Annotated in this window: 14 protein-coding genes and 1 riboswitch; of the genes, 9 read left to right on the forward strand and 5 right to left on the reverse strand. The window is 67.7% G+C overall.

Going from position 1 to position 17,362, the window contains the following annotated elements; translation table 11 throughout:
• The first annotated feature begins 77 nt into the window (after positions 1-77).
• Together NBG84_RS16150 and NBG84_RS16155 are read left to right on the forward strand one after the other, a co-directional pair.
• The gene (locus NBG84_RS16150) at positions 78-1,850 is read left to right on the forward strand and encodes a PP2C family protein-serine/threonine phosphatase (protein WP_250920147.1); all 1,773 of its coding nucleotides are present in this window, start codon (positions 78-80) and stop codon (positions 1,848-1,850) included.
• On the forward strand, positions 1,847-2,320 hold the full coding sequence (locus tag NBG84_RS16155; RefSeq protein WP_250920148.1) for a response regulator: 474 nt from the start codon (positions 1,847-1,849) through the stop codon (positions 2,318-2,320). The genes NBG84_RS16150 and NBG84_RS16155 overlap by 4 nt, the downstream gene beginning before the upstream one ends.
• A gap of 342 nt (positions 2,321-2,662) precedes the next feature.
• Here NBG84_RS16155 and NBG84_RS16160 read toward each other — a convergent pair whose 3' ends face one another.
• From NBG84_RS16160 to NBG84_RS16170, 3 genes are all read right to left on the reverse strand, one after another.
• Positions 2,663-3,139 (reverse strand): hypothetical protein, encoded by a 477-nt coding sequence (locus NBG84_RS16160; RefSeq protein WP_250920149.1) that lies wholly within the window; start codon positions 3,137-3,139, stop codon positions 2,663-2,665.
• A gap of 661 nt (positions 3,140-3,800) precedes the next feature.
• The gene (locus tag NBG84_RS16165) at positions 3,801-4,406 is read right to left on the reverse strand and encodes a hypothetical protein (protein ID WP_250920150.1); all 606 of its coding nucleotides are present in this window, start codon (positions 4,404-4,406) and stop codon (positions 3,801-3,803) included.
• A gap of 175 nt (positions 4,407-4,581) precedes the next feature.
• Complete coding sequence (locus tag NBG84_RS16170) at positions 4,582-6,021, reverse strand: WGR domain-containing protein (RefSeq protein WP_250920151.1); 1,440 nt, start codon at positions 6,019-6,021, stop codon at positions 4,582-4,584.
• Between the two features lie 216 nt (positions 6,022-6,237).
• Positions 6,238-6,452, forward strand: a riboswitch (cobalamin riboswitch).
• A 172-nt stretch (positions 6,453-6,624) separates the two neighbouring features.
• Here NBG84_RS16170 and metE point away from each other — a divergent pair.
• Positions 6,625-8,949, forward strand: coding sequence for a 5-methyltetrahydropteroyltriglutamate--homocysteine S-methyltransferase (gene metE, locus NBG84_RS16175; RefSeq protein ID WP_250920152.1), 2,325 nt, complete (start codon positions 6,625-6,627; stop codon positions 8,947-8,949).
• Positions 8,950-9,024: 75 nt separating this feature from the next.
• Here the strand turns inward: metE and NBG84_RS16180 are convergent, their stop codons facing one another.
• On the reverse strand, positions 9,025-9,849 hold the full coding sequence (locus NBG84_RS16180) for a helix-turn-helix domain-containing protein (protein ID WP_285366848.1): 825 nt from the start codon (positions 9,847-9,849) through the stop codon (positions 9,025-9,027).
• 304 nt (positions 9,850-10,153) lie between these two features.
• On the opposite strand from NBG84_RS16180, the gene NBG84_RS16185 reads away from it, so the two are divergent.
• The 6 genes from NBG84_RS16185 (at position 10,154) to NBG84_RS16210 (ending at position 15,887) form a co-directional block, all read left to right on the forward strand.
• Positions 10,154-10,354 (forward strand): hypothetical protein, encoded by a 201-nt coding sequence (locus NBG84_RS16185; protein ID WP_250920297.1) that lies wholly within the window; start codon positions 10,154-10,156, stop codon positions 10,352-10,354.
• 476 nt (positions 10,355-10,830) lie between these two features.
• Positions 10,831-11,706 (forward strand): ABC transporter substrate-binding protein, encoded by an 876-nt coding sequence (locus NBG84_RS16190; protein WP_250920154.1) that lies wholly within the window; start codon positions 10,831-10,833, stop codon positions 11,704-11,706.
• Positions 11,707-11,714: 8 nt separating this feature from the next.
• Entirely contained in the window at positions 11,715-12,662 is a 948-nt protein-coding gene (locus NBG84_RS16195) for an amino acid ABC transporter permease (RefSeq protein WP_250920155.1), read from the forward strand.
• A complete protein-coding gene (locus NBG84_RS16200; RefSeq protein WP_250920156.1) occupies positions 12,659-13,432 on the forward strand; it encodes an amino acid ABC transporter ATP-binding protein in 774 nt (257 codons plus the stop codon). Before NBG84_RS16195 ends, NBG84_RS16200 begins: the two co-directional genes overlap by 4 nt.
• Positions 13,432-15,048: an N-acyl-D-amino-acid deacylase family protein gene (locus NBG84_RS16205; protein ID WP_250920157.1), complete on the forward strand. Its 1,617-nt coding sequence runs from the start codon at positions 13,432-13,434 to the stop codon at positions 15,046-15,048. Before NBG84_RS16200 ends, NBG84_RS16205 begins: the two co-directional genes overlap by 1 nt.
• Positions 15,045-15,887 (forward strand): serine hydrolase, encoded by an 843-nt coding sequence (locus tag NBG84_RS16210; protein WP_250920158.1) that lies wholly within the window; start codon positions 15,045-15,047, stop codon positions 15,885-15,887. Before NBG84_RS16205 ends, NBG84_RS16210 begins: the two co-directional genes overlap by 4 nt.
• A gap of 183 nt (positions 15,888-16,070) precedes the next feature.
• On the opposite strand, the gene NBG84_RS16215 is transcribed toward NBG84_RS16210, so the two are convergent.
• Complete coding sequence (locus NBG84_RS16215) at positions 16,071-16,994, reverse strand: LysR family transcriptional regulator (protein ID WP_250920159.1); 924 nt, start codon at positions 16,992-16,994, stop codon at positions 16,071-16,073.
• Positions 16,995-17,362: the final 368 nt, after the last annotated feature.

The raw sequence follows: 17,362 nt of genomic DNA on the forward strand, positions 1-17,362 counted from the left end.
GCTACCGGGACAGAGGACAAAACCAGGGGGAGTTCCCCAGTGCGTTCGCGGGCAGTCGACCAAGCGGAGGTGACTCTATGCAACCCGAGACTGAGGTGACGAACTGCGGCACATCGGCAGCACGGTGGTCCGAAGTCCTCCATGAACTGTGGTCCGCCGCGGACCGGGCCGAGGATGTGACGGCATTGGCCGGCCGCCTCTACACGGTCCTTGCCGAGTTCCCCGGCGTCTTGACGGTTGTGGGTACGCGCTGGCACGGGGGGCAGTTGCGATATATGCGTGGTCTGCGCACGGCTGATTCCCCACCCGCGCTCCTGGACACGGATCAAGAGGGATGTGCCGAGGCGGCAGCCCGTGCCCCCGGCTCGGGGACTCGGGTCCGGGAACATGACACCGCCGATCTCGCCGCCGGCTGGCCGGAGGCCGAGTTGCTGCGGGCAGTGGGCGCCAAGCGGGTTGTGGAATGCGTCTTCGCCCTGGACGCGGGGGATTGGGCCTCCCTGGTGATCGGGCTCGTCTCCGCGGAGCCCGCCGATCCGGCGCTTTCCCTGCGACTGCGGCAGGCATCGGAGGTCGTCGCGACCTGCAATCGACGCATCGTCACTCAGCGCGAGCACGAACGGCGCCAGGTTCATGACGCGTTCCTGGCAGAAGCGTCGTTGCAGATGGACGCGAGCCTCGATGTGGAGGAGACGCTCCAGCGCGTGGCACGACTCGCGGTGCCCGCCGTCGCCGAAGGCTGTCTGCTGCACCTGCGGCAGGGGCCACGGCTGGTGCCGGTGGCATCCGCGCACATCGCGGCAGACCGTCAGTCCTGGCTCGCGGACACCGCAAGCGGTGACGCATGGCTCACCCAAGTGCTACGGCGTTCGGTCGAGGGCGAAGGAGGACTGATCCTCAGTGGGAAGGCACTGGTGGGAGGCCCATTGGGCGCGAAGGCAGCAGGGGTGGGCACATCGGTACGAGTGCTCAGCGTCAACCCGCTACGGGCCCGCGGGCGGGTTCTGGGCACCCTGACGTTTCTCTTCCACCATGAGGACGCGAGTACCCAGATGCCCCGCTTCCTCGCCGACCTCGCCAACCGTGCCGCCCTCGCGATCGACACCAGCACCCTCTATGAGCAGCGAAGACAACATGTGGTGTCGTTGCAGCGACATCTGCTGCCAGCGGAGCTTCCGCACTCCCCCGGGCTGGTCCTGAGCTCCGCCTACGAGGTGGCGGACGACTCGCTCGATGTGGGTGGCGACTTCTACGACGCGATACCCGGACCGAGCGGGCGGATCGCTCTGCTGATCGGGGATGTGTGCGGCCGGGGAGCCGAAGCCGCGGCACTGACTGGTCTCGCTCGCCATACGCTACGGACCCTGCTGGAGGACGGGAGCCCTGGCGCGCACACTCTGGTCCGGCTGAACCAGGCACTCCACCGGGAGAGGGCCCGGCGGTTCGTCACCGCGCTCGTGGTCACGCTGGTGCCCGAAGGGGACGGATTCCGTGCCGAGGTCGCCAACGCGGGCCATCCCCCGCCACTCGTGCGGCGAGCGAGCAGCAGGGTGGAGCGGGTCGAGTGCGGCGGTCTGCTGCTGGGGGTCCAGTCGTCCGCTGCGTACACCTCGGTCTCCGTTGATCTGGGGCCGGGCGACAGCCTGGTGCTCTTCACCGATGGGTTGACCGAAGCCCGGGCGCGTGACGGCCGGTTCTTCGAGGACCTGCTCCCCGGCGCTGTGGCACGGGAGGGCGCCGGCGACCCCCGTTGGCTGGCCGGACGGCTGGTGCACGCCGGGGTCGACTTCCGGGTCAGCGGGGAGGACGACGTGGCCGTGCTGGCCGCCTTTGTGAAGGAGGTTCGATGAACGAGGTACAGCAGCACCATCAGCGGGTGGACCGAAGGCGCATTCTCGTGGTGGAACCCTCCGCGGAGGACGCCAAGACCATCGAGCAGGCCCTGAGTCGTACGCATCCGCATCTGCGGCTGGAATTCGCCTCTCGGGAGGACGGAATCGCCGAGCGGCTGCTAGCGGCGCCGACCCTGCCCGGTCTGGTGCTGCTCAACGTTCATCTGCCCGAGCACCAAGGGCATGCGGTACTGCGAGCCATTCGCTCGCACCCCCATCTCAGTGAGGTCACGGTGGTGGTCTTCACGCCCTCGACCTCACCGACCGAAGTCGACTCCTGCTATCAGGCGGGAGCCGACAGCTATGTCTACAAGCCGGTCAACTTCGCGCTGTTCAGGACCGCGCTCAAGGGTGCGATCGACTACTGGCAGGATTCAGCGTCCCGGATACGCGGATCGTTGGATGGGTCCTGCCCCACGCCACGGTAGACGGTTCCTTGTGCCAGGACGCGGTCGTGCTTCAGCCCGAGCCGCCGACCCACTTCAGGCTCCACGGCTCTTCTCACGCCCCAGCCCGATCTCCACCGTCCCCGGAACTGCGGGGCACGGCAACGGGCTCCGCCGCCCGGGCCACCGGACCGTCACCACCATGGGAGAGTTCCCCACGGTCGTTGCGAGCCCTCACCCGGTTCACCCGGGCTGTTCGGTGCCGTCGTTGCCCGGTGATGGTGCTCCCCACCCGATCGCTGGCGCCCGATGGCTGCGCCTCACCAGTGCCTTCTCCCGTGCACATGGCCCGCACGGCTCTCCTGGCGCTCCAGGTCCAAGGAGTCACTTCGCCGCCGGAGAACCGTCCTGGGCACGATGGACACGCAGCAGCCACTGTCGGCCCGGCCAGCCGTCGCGCTGAATGAGTTCAGCGGTGAAACCCGACTCCTGCAAGGTCTGCGCTATCAGCGCCAGCCGCTCCCGACGGTGCTCCGCCGCGCCCGGCGGGTCCGGCACATTCCCCGGGGGACGCCGGAACTCAGCGGGTGGGTAGTAGGTGACCTCGACACAGAGCTCCGCACCGGGAGGCCAGCTGTCTGGATGCACTGCCTCCACGGCGCAGAATCCACCCCTCCAGTGACCTTTTCGCTCGGCCCGGGAAGGAGTCAGCCCTGTCTCCTCCAGGACACGCGCCACCTCCGTGGCTCCCCCGTAGTAGTCGAAGCCTTCGGGCACCGGGCTGGCCGGCTGCTCGGAAGCCGAGTCGAGGGGCGGAACGGCGGAGAGAGGATGCGCACGACCGCGGTTGCGCTTGGTCATGCCCCATCCTGCCTCTCCATACCCGCCGCCACCGCCGCTTTCCGGCCAGGTCCTAGAGGCGGGAGAGCAGAGCAGAGACCGGGCGCCGATGACCGTTCAGGAGTAGCTGACGCTGAGCGGTCCCGGGCGAACGGCCGGTGCTGACGGCGAGCCGTGCTCCGAGGGTTTTCATCTGATCGATAGCGCACAAGAGTTGATCGTATGATCCTGCCGATTCCCTTCGTGTGCGAGCAGGGCACATACGCTTCGATTCCCTCGCTGCTCGCTGGAGTGTTCCATCCGGGTGGGGGTGAGAAGTGCTCACCAGACACGCATACGGATTCATCCCGGTCAGCCGATGCTCCGCGCAGACGCTCAACAGATCAGTCCCTCCCCGGTCGCGGACGCTCCCAGATGCCTGGATCCCACCCACCGGGTGGGGTTCGGGCTGCCACCCGTGGACACGCGCCAACTCATCGGCCGCACCTCGTGCCCACACCCTGCGACGGCTCCGCCGGCGCCCGCCACGAAACCAAGCGTGAGCGGACAACTCCCCCTGATCGGTGGTGAAGTCGCCCTCTGGTGGACCGGGACCAGACTAGAGGGCGGCCTCATCGCGGGCCTTACTTTTCCGTCAGTACGGCTGGAGAGCGATGTGTGCCGCTGAGGATCCCCGGTGAGGTCAGCGCATCGGGGTGGAGGTGCCGATCCAGTACAGGGCGATGTCGATCTCCCGTGCCGTCCAGTCGGCGGCGAGCGGGTCGGCGTGGGTGAGGAGCCCGTCCAGAAGGTTCATATAGCGGCTGTAGCGCCCGGAGTCATCGGTGAGAGTCAGCCCCAGGGATGTCAACGCGTGGTGGGCGCGCCGGTCGTAGACGGCCATACGGTGGGGAGCGGCGGCGGTCAGCAGGGTGGATGCCAGGGCGTCTCCCGTTCTGCAGCCTGGCAGTTCCCAGACGATGCTTCGTCCTTTCCGGGCGGCCTCGCCACGCGGTTCGGCCATCTCACGGACCGCTTCCATTGCCCTGGCGGTGATGGAACGTATCTGGACGTCCGGGAGCCCCATCAACTCGGCCACCCAGGCGGTCCGGGCGGAGAGGCGTTTCCACACCATGAGTGCACCGATGTCGACCTTGCCCAGGCTGCCCGTGTCCTCGGCTCGCTGGGCCACCTCCCACAGGACTTCGTCGTACGCGGGTGAAACCGCGGCCCGGTAGGAGGCACGGGCGGCGAGGAGGGACGGCCAGACCCGTCTGGCTTCGATGGCGGTCAACGGTGTCGATTCCATGACTCTGTTTATCAGTCAAAGGGTTGATGGGCCCGAGGTTCTGTCTGGCCGCGGAGGTGACGGGTCGGCCAACCAACCACGGCGGACGATCAAGGGCGCGCACTCCGCCGCGCCCTATCGCCCCCAACCGATCGGCTCCCCGGCATCCGGAGATCCGACCGCGATGCGAGATGCCTCAGATCAATCGGCGTATCTCACCGCGCACCCGGTAGAACCCACCCGAGGCAGGGTGGAGCGCATCGACCACATAGCGGGCGCCCGGCTCTCTGATGCCCCGCGGGAACTGCACGTTCCAAGAGGGGTCGAAGCCCTCGGAGACCACCTGTACCCGCATACGGCCGGCGTCTTGGACGCACTGCACCACCACCCCTCCAGCAGGTGCCACCACCACGGTGGCCACCTCGGTCGGCGAGGCCGCCGGGGTGTAGGCGGTCATCGCGGCGGCCGACTTGATGTCCCGTGCCAAGGGGACCGTGCCTTGCTGTGCTGCCGCTATGGCCGCGGTACTCGCATCCACACAGACCAGTGAACCGTCGGTGGTGACCATGTACAGCCGCTCATCGAGATACTGCATGGACAGCGCCGAGCCACCGCCGGTGCCCAGTTTCCACAGTCGATTGCCCTCAGCGTCGAAGCAGTACACGGACGAGGAGGAGTCACCGGCGAAGACATAGGCCCCACCCGGCGCGGTCGCGCAGGAGTAGACCGAGGTGTCACAGCGATAGGTCGCCTCGACCACGCCCTTCGCCTTGGACAGCCGCTGAACCACATGGCGGCTGGTCCCCGCGTACACCGAGTCGTCTTCCTGCCAGCCGAAGAGGACGCCTCCTGTCGTGGGGGTGTGCCAGAGTTCGCCGCCGCCATGAGGTGCGTAGGCGGTCACCCCCTTCTGGTGACCGTGGTAGACACCCCGCTCGTCCGCCCGGACCATCCAAGCGTGGTTTCCGGCGGACTTGCGCGACCACTGGTGCTCATCCTCATGGTCAATGACCGTCAGCCCGCCCTGGGCATCGGAGACATTGAGCACCCCCTCGCGAATGTCCAGCCAGAAGATGTCCACGTCGGCCGCTATGTCATAGGCCCCGAAGGGCAGCTTCGACGAGAGGTCGTACACCGTGCCGTTGTCGCATCCGGCGTAAATCCAGAAGTCGTCAGCGACCAGACACTTGACGCCGTCCGGCAGCGCGTAGCGAGCGAGCACATCGCCGCCGTGGCTCAGTGTGTAGACATCGCCGGCCTGGTTGCCCACCCAGCAGCGGTCTTCGTCGATATGGATTCCAAAGGCCGCGGAACCCGTGCGGAACCTCCAGAGCACGGGGGCGACCGAGTGGGCGGTCGAGGGCGCGGAGGTGGCCTGACGACGGGTCACCGAGCGCGCGGCCCGCTGCCCCTGGACCGCGGGCGCGTATCCCTTGCGGACCTTCTCCCCGACCTTCTTCGCGGCTGCGGCCTGTGCCTTCTCGACCGTGGGAAACGTCGAGACCTGGGACTGACCCTGCGCGCCGATCCTCCCGTAGCGCACGGAGACGACCGTGCCGGCCACGGTCACCTCATAGAACTTGTGCGCTCCTTCGCCATCCTGTGACAGCTCCAGATACGTGGTGGTACCAGACACAGCAGACCCCTCCCCTGGGTGGAACCGCGGTCCGATCCGCCGGCTCCCACTGCTGAAAACTCTAGGCGGCACCACTGACACTCGTCCGGGCCACGCGACGGGCCAGCTGCCGGGGACCCTGCGGAGGATCGCAGTCCGCACGCGGTGGAACAGATCGCCGTCCCCTCTCGGATTCCGGAATGTGAACAGTGGTATCCGCGTAGGCGCCGGTCCCTCTAGTCTGGTAGGGCAACTGGTTCGCCCTGTCCGCCAGGCAGGCGCGTCGCAAGAGGGAACCCGGTGGGAATCCGGGACTGCCCCGCAGCGGTGAGTGGGAACGACCGCCGTCATACGCACTGGGCCCGTCGGGCCTGGGAAGCGACGGCCAGTAGGTGTCTGCCCCGGCAGATGTGCCCGCGAGTCCGAAGACCTGCCCGTTGCCCGCGTACGTCCATCGTGCGCGGACCGCTGTTCCGGTGACCTTCGAGGGCGGGTCGACGTAGATCGAACGGATGGCCGCGTCCCAGCACGCGGAAATGGTCCGGTCGGTCGGTTCGTCATACCTTTGCGTTCCTCTCCCGTCACCGGGACATGTCGGACGACATGCTCGCGAAGGAGAGTTCTGTGACATCCAAGTCCGCAGTCGCGGCGGCACGGGCCACCGTGTACGGCTATCCCCGTCAGGGGCAGGGCCGAGAGCTGAAGAAGGCCATCGAGGGCTACTGGAAGGGGCGCGTGAGCGCCGATGCCCTCCAGCAGGCGGCAGCCGGCCTTCGGCGCAGCAACTGGCAGCAACTGGCCGACGCCGGTATCCACGAGGTGCCGACCGGCGACTTCTCCTACTACGACCATGTTCTGGACACCAGTGTCATGGTCGGCGCGATCCCCGACCGCCACCGGGCCGCCGTGGCGGCCGACGCCCTCGACGGGTATTTCGCCATGGCGCGAGGCACCCAGGATGTGGCGCCCCTGGAGATGACCAAGTGGTTTGATACGAACTACCACTATCTGGTGCCGGAACTGGACCCGAACACGGTCTTCACCGCGAACTCCTCCCAGCAGGTGGCCCAGGTGCGGGAGGCACTGGCGCTGGGTCACTCCCCCCGGCCGGTACTGGTCGGCCCGATCACCTATCTGCTGCTCGCTAAGCCGGCCCCCGGTGTTGACGAGGGGTTTGACCCGCTGACACTGCTGGACCGACTGCTTCCGGTGTACGCGGAGGTCCTCGCCGATCTACGGGCGGCGGGCGCAAGTTGGGTGCAGCTGGACGAGCCCGCCCTCGTCCAAGACCGCTCCCCGGCTGAACTGAACGCGGCATCCCGTGCCTACCAGGCCCTCGGCACGCTGACCGATCGGCCCAAGGTGCTCGTCGCCTCCTACTTCGACCGCTTGGGTGAGGCGCTCCCCGTACTGGCCAAGTCCCCGGTGGAGGGCCTCGCGCTGGACTTCACCGAGTCGGCGGCCGCCAACCTGAGGGACCTCGCCGCTGCCGGTGGGCTGGCCGGCAAGCGACTGGTGGCCGGTGTCGTCAACGGTCGCAACATCTGGATCAACGACCTGGAGAAGTCGCTGTCCACCCTCGGTACCCTGCTCGGTCTGGCTGACCGGGTCGATGTCGCCGCTTCCTGCTCGCTGCTGCACGTTCCCCTCGACGCGTCGGTTGAGAGCGAGATCGATCCTCACATCGCCCGCTGGCTCGCCTTCGCCCGTCAGAAGACGGCCGAGATCACCCTCCTCGCCCGGGGGCTCACCGAAGGTACGGAGGCCATCGCCGCCGAGCTGGCGGCCAACCGAGCCGATCTCACGGCCCGCACCACCTCGGCGATCACCCGCCACCCGGCCGTACGCGCCCGTACCGCGGCCGTCACCGACGCCGACAGCCGCCGTCCCCAGTCCTATCCCGAGCGGGCCAAGGCCCAACGGGAACAACTCGGTCTGCCCCTGCTCCCGACCACCACGATCGGCTCCTTTCCGCAGACCGCGGAGTTGCGTACCGCTCGCGCCGAGCTGCGGTCCGGACGCATCGACATCGCCGCGTACGAGGAGCGCATCGAGTCGGAGATCCGGGAGGTCCTCGCCTTTCAGGAGCGCGTGGGAATCGATGTCCTGGTGCATGGGGAGCCAGAGCGCAATGACATGGTGCAGTTCTTCGCGGAGCAGCTGACCGGTTACCTCGCCACCCAGCACGGTTGGGTGCAGTCGTACGGCACCCGCTATGTGCGTCCGCCGATCCTCGCCGGTGACATCTCCCGCGCCAAGCCGATGACCGTGCGTTGGACGACCTACGCCCAGTCACTCACCGATCGACCGGTCAAGGGGATGCTCACCGGGCCGGTCACCATGCTGGCCTGGTCGTTCGTCCGGGACGATCAACCGCTCGGGGAGACCGCCCGCCAGGTGGCGCTCGCGCTGCGTGATGAGGTCGGCGATCTGGAACGGGCGGGAGCATCGGTCATCCAGGTGGATGAGCCAGCGCTGCGCGAAACCCTGCCGCTGCGGGGCGCCGACCGTCCCGGCTATCTGGCGTGGGCCACCGAGGCGTTTCGGCTCACCACCAGTGGGGTGCGCGCGAACACCCAGATCCACACACATATGTGCTACGCGGAGTTCGGTGACATCGTCGAGGCGATCGACGATCTGGATGCCGATGTCATCAGTCTGGAGGCGGCCCGCTCGCATATGCAGGTCGCGACCGAGCTGGCTGCCCATGGGTATCCGCGTGAGGCCGGTCCGGGGGTGTACGACATCCACTCGCCACGCGTTCCGACCGTGGACGAGGCAGCCAGCCTCCTGCGCAAGGGTCTCGCCGCCCTCCCGGCCGAGCGGCTCTGGGTCAATCCAGACTGCGGTCTCAAGACCCGCGGCTGGCCCGAGACCCGAGCGTCCCTGGAGAATCTGGTCGCCGCTGCCATCAGGGTGCGGGGTGAGCTTCCGGCCCAGCCCTCCTGATTGAGGGGATCCGCCGGGCCGGGCGGTGTGACCGCCCGGCCCGGCGGTTCGAGTCGGCTTCTCGACGTCCCCACGCTAGGGGAGTTCCTTACGGATGCGGTACAGAACGTCCTTGGTCGTCCGCGGTGGGGTCGCTCTGATGACCATCTGGTCGAGGACTTCCCGGTACACCGAGACCTCCGTCGGCTCCTCGATGTAGGAGGAGCGGGTCAGGCTCTCGCAGTAGATGACATCGGGAAAGTCGAAGCCGTCGAAGCGGAAGAGGGCGAACGGCCCGTATGCCCCTGGGTGGGCGCCGGCACGGAACTCGGCGAGCTGGAGTGCGACATTCGGCAGATCGCAGGTGTCGAGCAGACGGTCGATCTGCCCCTTCATGACCTCCGGTCCGCCAACAGGACGCCGTAGCGCCGTCTCGTCCATGACCACCCAGAGCTTGGGAGCGCCGGGGCGGCTGAGTACCAGCTGGCGCTCCTGGCGGAGGGCGATGCGTCGATCCAGCTCCCGCAGATCCACCCGGGGAAAGCCGAGCCGCAAGACGGCTCGGGCGTAATCCTCGGTCTGTACCAGGCCCGGGACGAAGTGTGGTTCATAGGTGCGGATCTGGGCGGCTGACGCCTCCAGACTCACATAGAGGCTGAAGACGTCTGGGAGCACATCGCGGTACTTCTGCCACCACCCGGAGACATTCGCCTTCTCGCTGAGATCGAGGAACTCCCTTTTGTCTTTGGCGCTGACGCCATAGAGATCGAGCATCGCGGCCACGGTCACATACTTCAGCGCGACCTCAGCGCGCTCGATGCGCGTGACGGTGGTGTGGGCCTGGCGTAGGTGCTGACCGGCTTGCTGTGCGGTCATGCCCGCGGCTCTGCGCAGCTTCTGGAGCCGTCTGCCAAGGACCATCTGCAGAACGGTGGGAGCGGACCGCGACTCGCTCACTCCCACAACCTCCCCTGTTCATAGGCCCTTTGAGGAGCAGTCTGCCATGGCCGCGGGAAGGTCGCCGCCGGCCGCCAGTCAGCCTGCACCCGGCGTATTCGATGTCACCGGGGACGGGACGGTTGACCAACACATTCAGCTGATGGCTTGTGCCCGATCGAGGGGGGTGAGTCGGGATATCTCGGCATCCCGCTCACTGGACCGGGGACCGAATCGGCCGTCGGCACCGTAGACTCAGCAGTTGCTCCCGGCCACGGGAGCGAAACTCGTGTGCGGAGAGGACTGGTTGCCCGTGTGGCAGGAGGCGCCGATCTACGACCGGCTCATAGGGGAGCTCGGCGATGTGCCTACTCAGGTCCGCCGGGAGGCCGAGCGCGTACTGCGGGAGCTGGAGCAGGTGATGCGGTTGGCGACGCCGCTGTCCGGGGGGCTTCCGCAGCAGATGTGGCCTCCGTCGCCCCGTCAGTGAGGCTGTCGCGACACTCGTTGAACGACGATGGCCGGGGCCGGCTGCGTCCGGCCCCCCTCGTCGAGCATGACCGCCTCGTATGACCCATACCCCGCACCGGGCCTTGGGCCCTGGGGCGGGGTTTTGGCGCGCCGCTGAACAGTGCCGCGCGCGCATCAGGCGGTGCTTCGCCCTTGCCCGACGGGTACCTCCCGCCTGGGCGCGGTGCCCATGCTCCCGTGGGGCGGGCGTCCTGGCTGCCTCGGTGACGAGCCCACCCGCCGTCTGAGGGGACGGCCCACTTCACAGGGCGACCCCTCAGGAACCCTGCGCGGCACCTGGACCGGGGCACAACAGACTCGTTCACCGGACCGCGTCCCACCCGCCCGAGAGCAACACTTTTTTCGATGCTCAGACAGGAATAGCTTCATCATCTTCCATTCACCGGTTCCCTGCTGCCAGCATCGGCGCACCGTCACCGTGTGAGGGAGAACCCCATGAGAAATCTCAGACGTCTCAGCTGTGTGGCCGTGCTGGCGGTCACTCTCGCGACCGCCGGCTGTGGCCGTTCCGACCAAGGCAGCACCTCGTCCGGGAGTAAGCCGGCCGCTGGAAAGACCGCGGCGGAACTACTGCCCGCTCAGTTCAAGAAGAGCGGCACCCTGCGTGTGGCCACCGCGGTCGGCTATCCGCCGATGGAGATGTACAAGCCCGGGACCACCGAGCTGACCGGCGTCGATCCCGATCTGGCCAAGGCCGTCGCCGACCGACTCGGGCTGAAACTCCAGCTCACCAACGCCGCCTTCGACGGGCTCATCCCCGGGCTGAAGTCCGGGCGATTCGATCTGGTGATGTCGTCCATGACGGACAGCGCCCAGCGGCGGCAGGCCGTCGACTTCGTCGACTACTTCCGTACCGGCGGTGTGGTGATGACGAAGAGCGGCAATCCCGAGGGCATCAAGACCCTCGCGGACCTGTGCGGAAAGTCCGTCGTCCTCGCCAAGGGAAGCTCCAACCTCGACATCGGGCAGCAGCAGAACGCCAAGTGCACCGAGAAGATGCGCATCTCGCAGAGCGAGGACGCACCGACCGGCCTCCTCCAGTTGGAGAGCGGGCGGGCCGTCGCCACCATCGTCGACTACCCCGTTGCTCAGATGTTCGCCGAGAAGAACAAGGCGTACGAGGTCGTACCGACACAGTACGGGGCCGCGCCCTGGGGCATCGCCGTCGCCAAGAACCAGAGCGGTCTGCGTGATGCCGTGCAGAAGGCCCTCCAGGATCTGATCGATGACGGCGGCTACAAGAAGATCCTCGACTCCTACGGGGTCGCGGGCAGCGCCGTGCCCAAGGCCACCATCAACGACGGACAGTGAGTTCCGCGGTGAACACGGAGACAACCGATGTCAGCAAGGCCGGAGTGGTCGAGCCTGGCGGGGGCGAGCTCGCGCTGCGGGTGACTCGACGGCCCCGGCCGGGCCGTTGGGTCGCCGTCGCGCTGGCCACACTCTTCACGGTGTGGCTGGCCTACACCGTGATCATCAACCCCAATCTGCACTGGGATGTGATCGCCGAGTACCAGTTTGACGGTGTGATCCTGAACGGTCTGTGGGTGACGGTGCAGCTCACCCTCATCTCCATGGTGGTGGGCATTGTCATCGGGGTCGTCATCGCCGTGATGCAACTGTCCGAGAGCCCGGTGCTCAGGATCATCGCCAGCGCCTACACCTGGTTCTTCCGGGGCACGCCCCTGCTCGTTCAGCTCATCTTCTGGTTCAACCTGGCCCTGCTGTTCCCGGTGATCAGCATCGGCATACCGTTCGACGGGCCCAAGCTCATCGAGTGGCAGACCAACATGGTCATCACCGGATTCGTCGCGGCACTGCTGGGTCTGTCCATCAACGAGGGCGCCTATATGGCGGAGATCGTACGGGCCGGCATCCAGAGCGTGGACCCCGGCCAGCGGGAGGCCGGTGAATCCATCGGCATGTCGAACCGGAAGATCCTCACCCGGATCATCCTGCCGCAGGCGATGCGCGTCATCATCCCCCCGTTCGGCAATCAGTTCATCTCCATGCTCAAGACCACATCCCTGGTCTCGGTCATCGCCGGAGCGGATCTGATGACCGTCTCCCAACACCTCTATCTCGCGAACTTCGAGGTGATCGCGCTGCTGATGGTGGCGTCGATCTGGTACCTGGTACTCACCACGGTCGCGAGCGTCGCCCAGCACTTCATCGAGCGCCGGTACAACCCCGGCACGACACCGGTGCGCCGCCGGGTCCTCGCCAACCTCAGACCCGGGCACACCACCAAGGGGGCAGCAGCGTGACTGATCTGGTACTGCGAGCCCGCGGAGTGCGGAAGAAGTTCGGTGACATCGAGGTACTGAGAGGTATCGATCTCGAAGTCCGCCCCGGGGAAGTGCTGTGTGTCATCGGCCCCTCGGGATCGGGCAAGTCGACCCTGTTGCGCTGTTTCAACCATCTGGAGCGCATCGACGCCGGCCGTATCTGGGTGAACGGCGAACTCATCGGCTATGAGCAGCACGGCGCATCGGAGGGGACGCTGCGGGAGCGCCGGCCGCGCGATGTCCGCCGGCAACGGGAGCGGATCGGCATGGTCTTCCAGCGGTTCCATCTCTTTCCGCACCGCACCGCGGTGCAGAACGTGATGGAGGGGCCCGTCACGGTCAAGGGGTTGAAGTGGGCTCATGCGCAGCGACAGGCGAGTGAACTACTGGACCGGGTGGGGCTGGCGGATCGTGCCGATCACTATCCGGCCCAGTTGTCCGGTGGGCAGCAGCAGCGCGTGGCGATCGCCAGGGCACTGGCCATGGAGCCGACGCTGATGCTGTTCGACGAGCCCACTTCGGCGCTCGATCCTGAGCTGGTCGGCGAGGTCCTCGGTGTGATGCGCGATCTGGCCCGCAGCGGTATGACGATGATCGTGGTCACTCATGAAATGGGCTTCGCTCGCGAGGTCGCCGACCGCGTCATCTTCATGGACGAAGGGGCCGTCGTGGAGGCGGGGCGTCCCGATGAACTGTTCACCCAGCCGCGCCATGAACGCACTCAGGCCTTCTTGTCGACGGTTCTGTGATGGGCCTTCCCTACGATGTCCTCCTCCGCGGGGGCACCGTCGTCGATGGCACGGGAGCTCCCGCCCGCAGAGCCGATATCGGTGTGCGGGCCGGGCGGGTCACCGTACTTCCCTCAGGTCGCGATGAGCGGGCAACGGATGTGGTCGACGCGACCGGGCAGATCGTCGCACCCGGCTTTGTCGATGTGCACACCCATTCCGACGCACTCGCCGCGCCGCACGCCGATGACCGCGCGGGCGCGATCGAACAGCTGAGGTTGGCGCCGCTGCTCCAGGGCGTCACCACCGAGATCAGTGGGAACTGCGGTATCAGTCTGTTCCCCTCGTTGCCCGAGCTCATGCCGGAACTCACCGAGCACATAAGGGTGTCGTTCGGGCTGGGAACGGTTCCGCCCGCGGTGGACTTCGATGCCTTCGCCGCCGGACAGAACCCCGCACTGCGCACCACCCACATCGCCTCGCTGGTGGGTCATGGCACCCTCCGTGCGGGAGTGATGGGCTTCGACGCCAGGCCGCCCACCACACATGAGCTGGGTACGATGTGCGAGCTGCTGGATCAGGCGTTGGGGCAGGGGGCGGCGGGGCTTTCCACCGGGCTGATCTACCCGCCCGGCACCTATGCCGGGACCGAGGAGATCATCGCCTTGGCGAAGGTCGCGGCCCGTCATGGCAAACCGTATGTGACCCATCTCCGCGATGAGATGTCCCAGGTGGAGGTCGCGCTGGAGGAGGCGTTGGAGATCGCGGTGCGTTCGGGCGCGTCGCTGCAGATCTCCCATCACAAAACGGCGGGGCGTCATGGCTGGGGCGCCACGCTGCGGACGCTGCCACGGTTGGAGCGTGCCCGCGCCGAGGGTGTCGACGTCCTGTGCGATGTCTATCCGTACACGGCGGGCAGTACGGTCCTGCACGCCATGCTGCCGCCGTGGACGAGCGAGGGCGGTGTCGGCGCCATGTTGGAGCGGCTGCCTCAGCCGACTGTGCGTGACGGTATCCGTCGGGACATCGCCCAGGGCGTGCTGGGCTGGGAGAACACCGTCGGCAACGGCGGTTGGGATCTGATCGCGGTGGCGGCGGCTCCCTCACGGCCGGAGGCGGAAGGCCGGCGAATCGCCGACCTCGCCGGCGAGCGAGGCATTGATCCGGTGGACTATGTATGTGATCTGCTCCTCGCCGAGCGGGGCGAGGTGACCATCATCAGCCACTCGATGCATGAGGACGACGTACGCCGGGTGCTGGCCAGTCCCCTGGCCATGATCGGCTCCGACGGTGTTCCCAAGCCCGGCCGCCCCCACCCCCGCTGGGCGGGCAGTTTCGCCAGGGTTCTCGGGCACTACGGCCGTGAACAGGGACTACTGTCCTTGGAAGGTGCGGTGCACAAGATGACCGGGCTACCCGCACGGCGTTTCGGGCTGACCGGGCGCGGTGTGCTGGCCGACGGTGCCCGCGCCGATCTGGTCGTCTTCGATCGGGACACGGTTGGTGACAGGGCGACCTTCGACCGTCCGCTGTTGGGGCCCACGGGCGTCGGCACCGTCGTGGTGGCGGGGCGGATCGCGGTGCGTGACGGTCTTGCGACCGGGGTTCGGGCAGGCGAAGTGGTGAGGGTGCGATGAGTCTGGCAAGGGTGGCCGCCGCCGCGCGGAGCTCGGCAGCGCTACCGCTGGTCCTGGCGGTGGCGGCCGTCGATGTGGACGACGGCGAGATCGTGGGCGTCGACGACGATGTGGTGCTACCGGTCGCCTCGGCATCGAAGGCGCTACTCCTCGCCGAGGTGTCTCGTCGACTGGACTCGGGCGAGCTGCGCTCGCAAGCCCCGGTGACGATCACCGACGAGGACGCGGTGGGTGGCACCGGCCTGCTCTCCCGGCTGAGCCGGCGTGTCTGGACGGTTGAGGATCTGGCGTGGTTGACCGCGTCGGTCAGTGACAACACGGCGACCAACGCCTTGCTCAGGACCGTTGGGCTGGATTCCACCGCCGCGTTGGCCGGGAAGCTGGGGCTGCGACAGCTCGCTCTGCACGATGTGGTCCGCGATGTCCGGGGCCCGGATGTGCCGCCCGTCTTCGCGACCGGCACAGCGTGGGACCTGGCACACCTGATGGCCCACGCGGTGCGCGGCACGATGGTCTCGTCTCAGGCATCGGCACGGTTGTTGGGCTGGATGCGCGCCAACACCGACCACGGTCTGGTGCCCGCGTTGGTGGCCCACGATCCCTACGCGCCGTTCCCCGGCCCGCCGGCGGCCGGCGGGCTGCTGGTGGCCAACAAGACCGGAACCGATCCGGGTACGAGGGCCGACACGGGGGTCATCATCGGGACGCGACGGCTTGCCTACGCGGTGGTGGCGCACTGGGATACGGCGCTCGGTTCCAGTACGGAGCGGGCGGCGGTGCATGCGATCCGCGATGTCGGCCGGACGCTGGCGGGGTGCGCTCTGCGTGCCACCCGATGACCGTGCTGTGGCAGGTCCGCGGAGTGTCAGTCTCTCGGCGGCTATGAAGGCACGGTGGGGGTCTTCCACGGGTGGGGTGTGGCAAGCCGCCGAAGCAGCGCAAGGAATGCGGCGCTGGGCCCCGCACCGATCACCTCGTTCCCAGGAGGCCGCAAGCGTCCGAGGCAGCGCCGCCGAGGGTACCTAGGCCCACTGGGCCTCCAGAAGCGAGCCGACCTCGTCGGCGGCCGCCCGTAGATCGGTGAGAAACGCCTGGAGCAGCGGGTTGCGGTTGGTGGCCCGGGTGGCAACCCCGATCCTTCGGTGCAACTGGGGGTGGTCGAGCCGGCAGACATGCACCCCGGCCGTGTCCCCGATGCCGAGGGCGGGGACCAGTGCGATGCCCATCCCGGCGCGGGCGAGGTTGATGGTGACCTGGTAGTGGTCGCTGCGGCAGCGGACTCGGGGAAGGAACCCCTCGGCCGCACAGGCGCGTTCGAGCACCGGCTCGCCGGTGGCGGCGCCACGGGTCCCGATCCAGGTCTCGCCCTCCAGTTGTGCCAGCCGAACCGCCGCTCGCTGACCGAGCCGGTGCCGTAGGGGTACGACGACCAGCTGCGGCTCGTCGAAGAACATGTCCACGTCCACGGCCGACTGTCGGCACCAGGGGTCGAGTGGATGCTCGAAGACGACCGCGGCATCGAGTCGCCCGGCTTCCAGGTCCGGTAGGAGTTCATGCGGCTGGCCGAGGATCAGTTCGAGTTCTACCTGGGGGCGCTGTGCCGCGAAGACCGAGAGCGCTCTGGGTAGCAGCTCCAGACCCGATGACGCGAAGAAGCCCAGGCGCAGCAGTCCTGCCTCACCGGCGGAGTGTCCGCGCAGATCGTCCTGGGCGACGGCCATCAGATCGGCGATGGCCTGGGCGTGTTCGGCCAACCGCTGCCCCGCCGCCGTCAGGCGCAGGCTCTGGGGTGCCCGTTCGACGAGGGCCACCCCCAGTTCTTGTTCCAGCCGGGCCAGCTGATGGGAGATGGCGGAGGGGCTGAGATGGAGCGCCTGTGCTGCGGCCACGATGGTGCCTCTGCGGGCGATCTCCAGTAGTACGTGCAGGCGGGCGCTGTTGAGCATGGGGCCAGGTTAGTACTGCGACGGTGCGGGGCATGGCGGCTGGGTGGCCGGTACTCCTGTCCTCTGTGGGTGCTGGCGCCCCGGCTTGGTGGTCGCCGCCAGTACCGACCGACTCGCACTCAACTGCGACACCGACACTGACACTGACACCAACGCAACTGCGACAGCGACAGCGACAGCGACGAGATTCCGCGACAGTCCCGCCCACCGTCACCAGGGGGCCTGCTCGCCGCCCCCACTGAGCACCGCCTCTCAGCTATGCCGTCCGCGTCCGTGGAGAGCCGGACGGGCGCGCCCTGGGCCCGGCGGCACAGATGGGGGCCCTGGCTCTGCTGGACCGCCCGTGAGCGGGCTGTCCGGCTGTTGGT

Origin of the sequence: Streptomyces albipurpureus (assembly GCF_023701525.1) — a bacterium.
In the GTDB taxonomy this organism is placed as follows: domain Bacteria; phylum Actinomycetota; class Actinomycetes; order Streptomycetales; family Streptomycetaceae; genus Streptomyces; species Streptomyces albipurpureus.

Bases quoted from the DNA above. Each gene is read 5' to 3' on its own strand.
- NBG84_RS16165 (WP_250920150.1), bottom strand. From the start codon at position 4,406: ATGGAATCGACACCGTTGACCGCCATCGAAGCCAGACGGGTCTGGCCG.
- NBG84_RS16180 (WP_285366848.1), bottom strand. From the start codon at position 9,849: ATGGTCCTTGGCAGACGGCTCCAGAAGCTGCGCAGAGCCGCGGGCATG.
- NBG84_RS16205 (WP_250920157.1), top strand. From the start codon at position 13,432: ATGGGCCTTCCCTACGATGTCCTCCTCCGCGGGGGCACCGTCGTCGAT.
- NBG84_RS16215 (WP_250920159.1), bottom strand. From the start codon at position 16,994: ATGCTCAACAGCGCCCGCCTGCACGTACTACTGGAGATCGCCCGCAGA.
- NBG84_RS16155 (WP_250920148.1), top strand. From the start codon at position 1,847: ATGAACGAGGTACAGCAGCACCATCAGCGGGTGGACCGAAGGCGCATT.
- NBG84_RS16160 (WP_250920149.1), bottom strand. From the start codon at position 3,139: ATGACCAAGCGCAACCGCGGTCGTGCGCATCCTCTCTCCGCCGTTCCG.
- NBG84_RS16210 (WP_250920158.1), top strand. From the start codon at position 15,045: ATGAGTCTGGCAAGGGTGGCCGCCGCCGCGCGGAGCTCGGCAGCGCTA.
- NBG84_RS16190 (WP_250920154.1), top strand. From the start codon at position 10,831: ATGAGAAATCTCAGACGTCTCAGCTGTGTGGCCGTGCTGGCGGTCACT.
- NBG84_RS16150 (WP_250920147.1), top strand. From the start codon at position 78: ATGCAACCCGAGACTGAGGTGACGAACTGCGGCACATCGGCAGCACGG.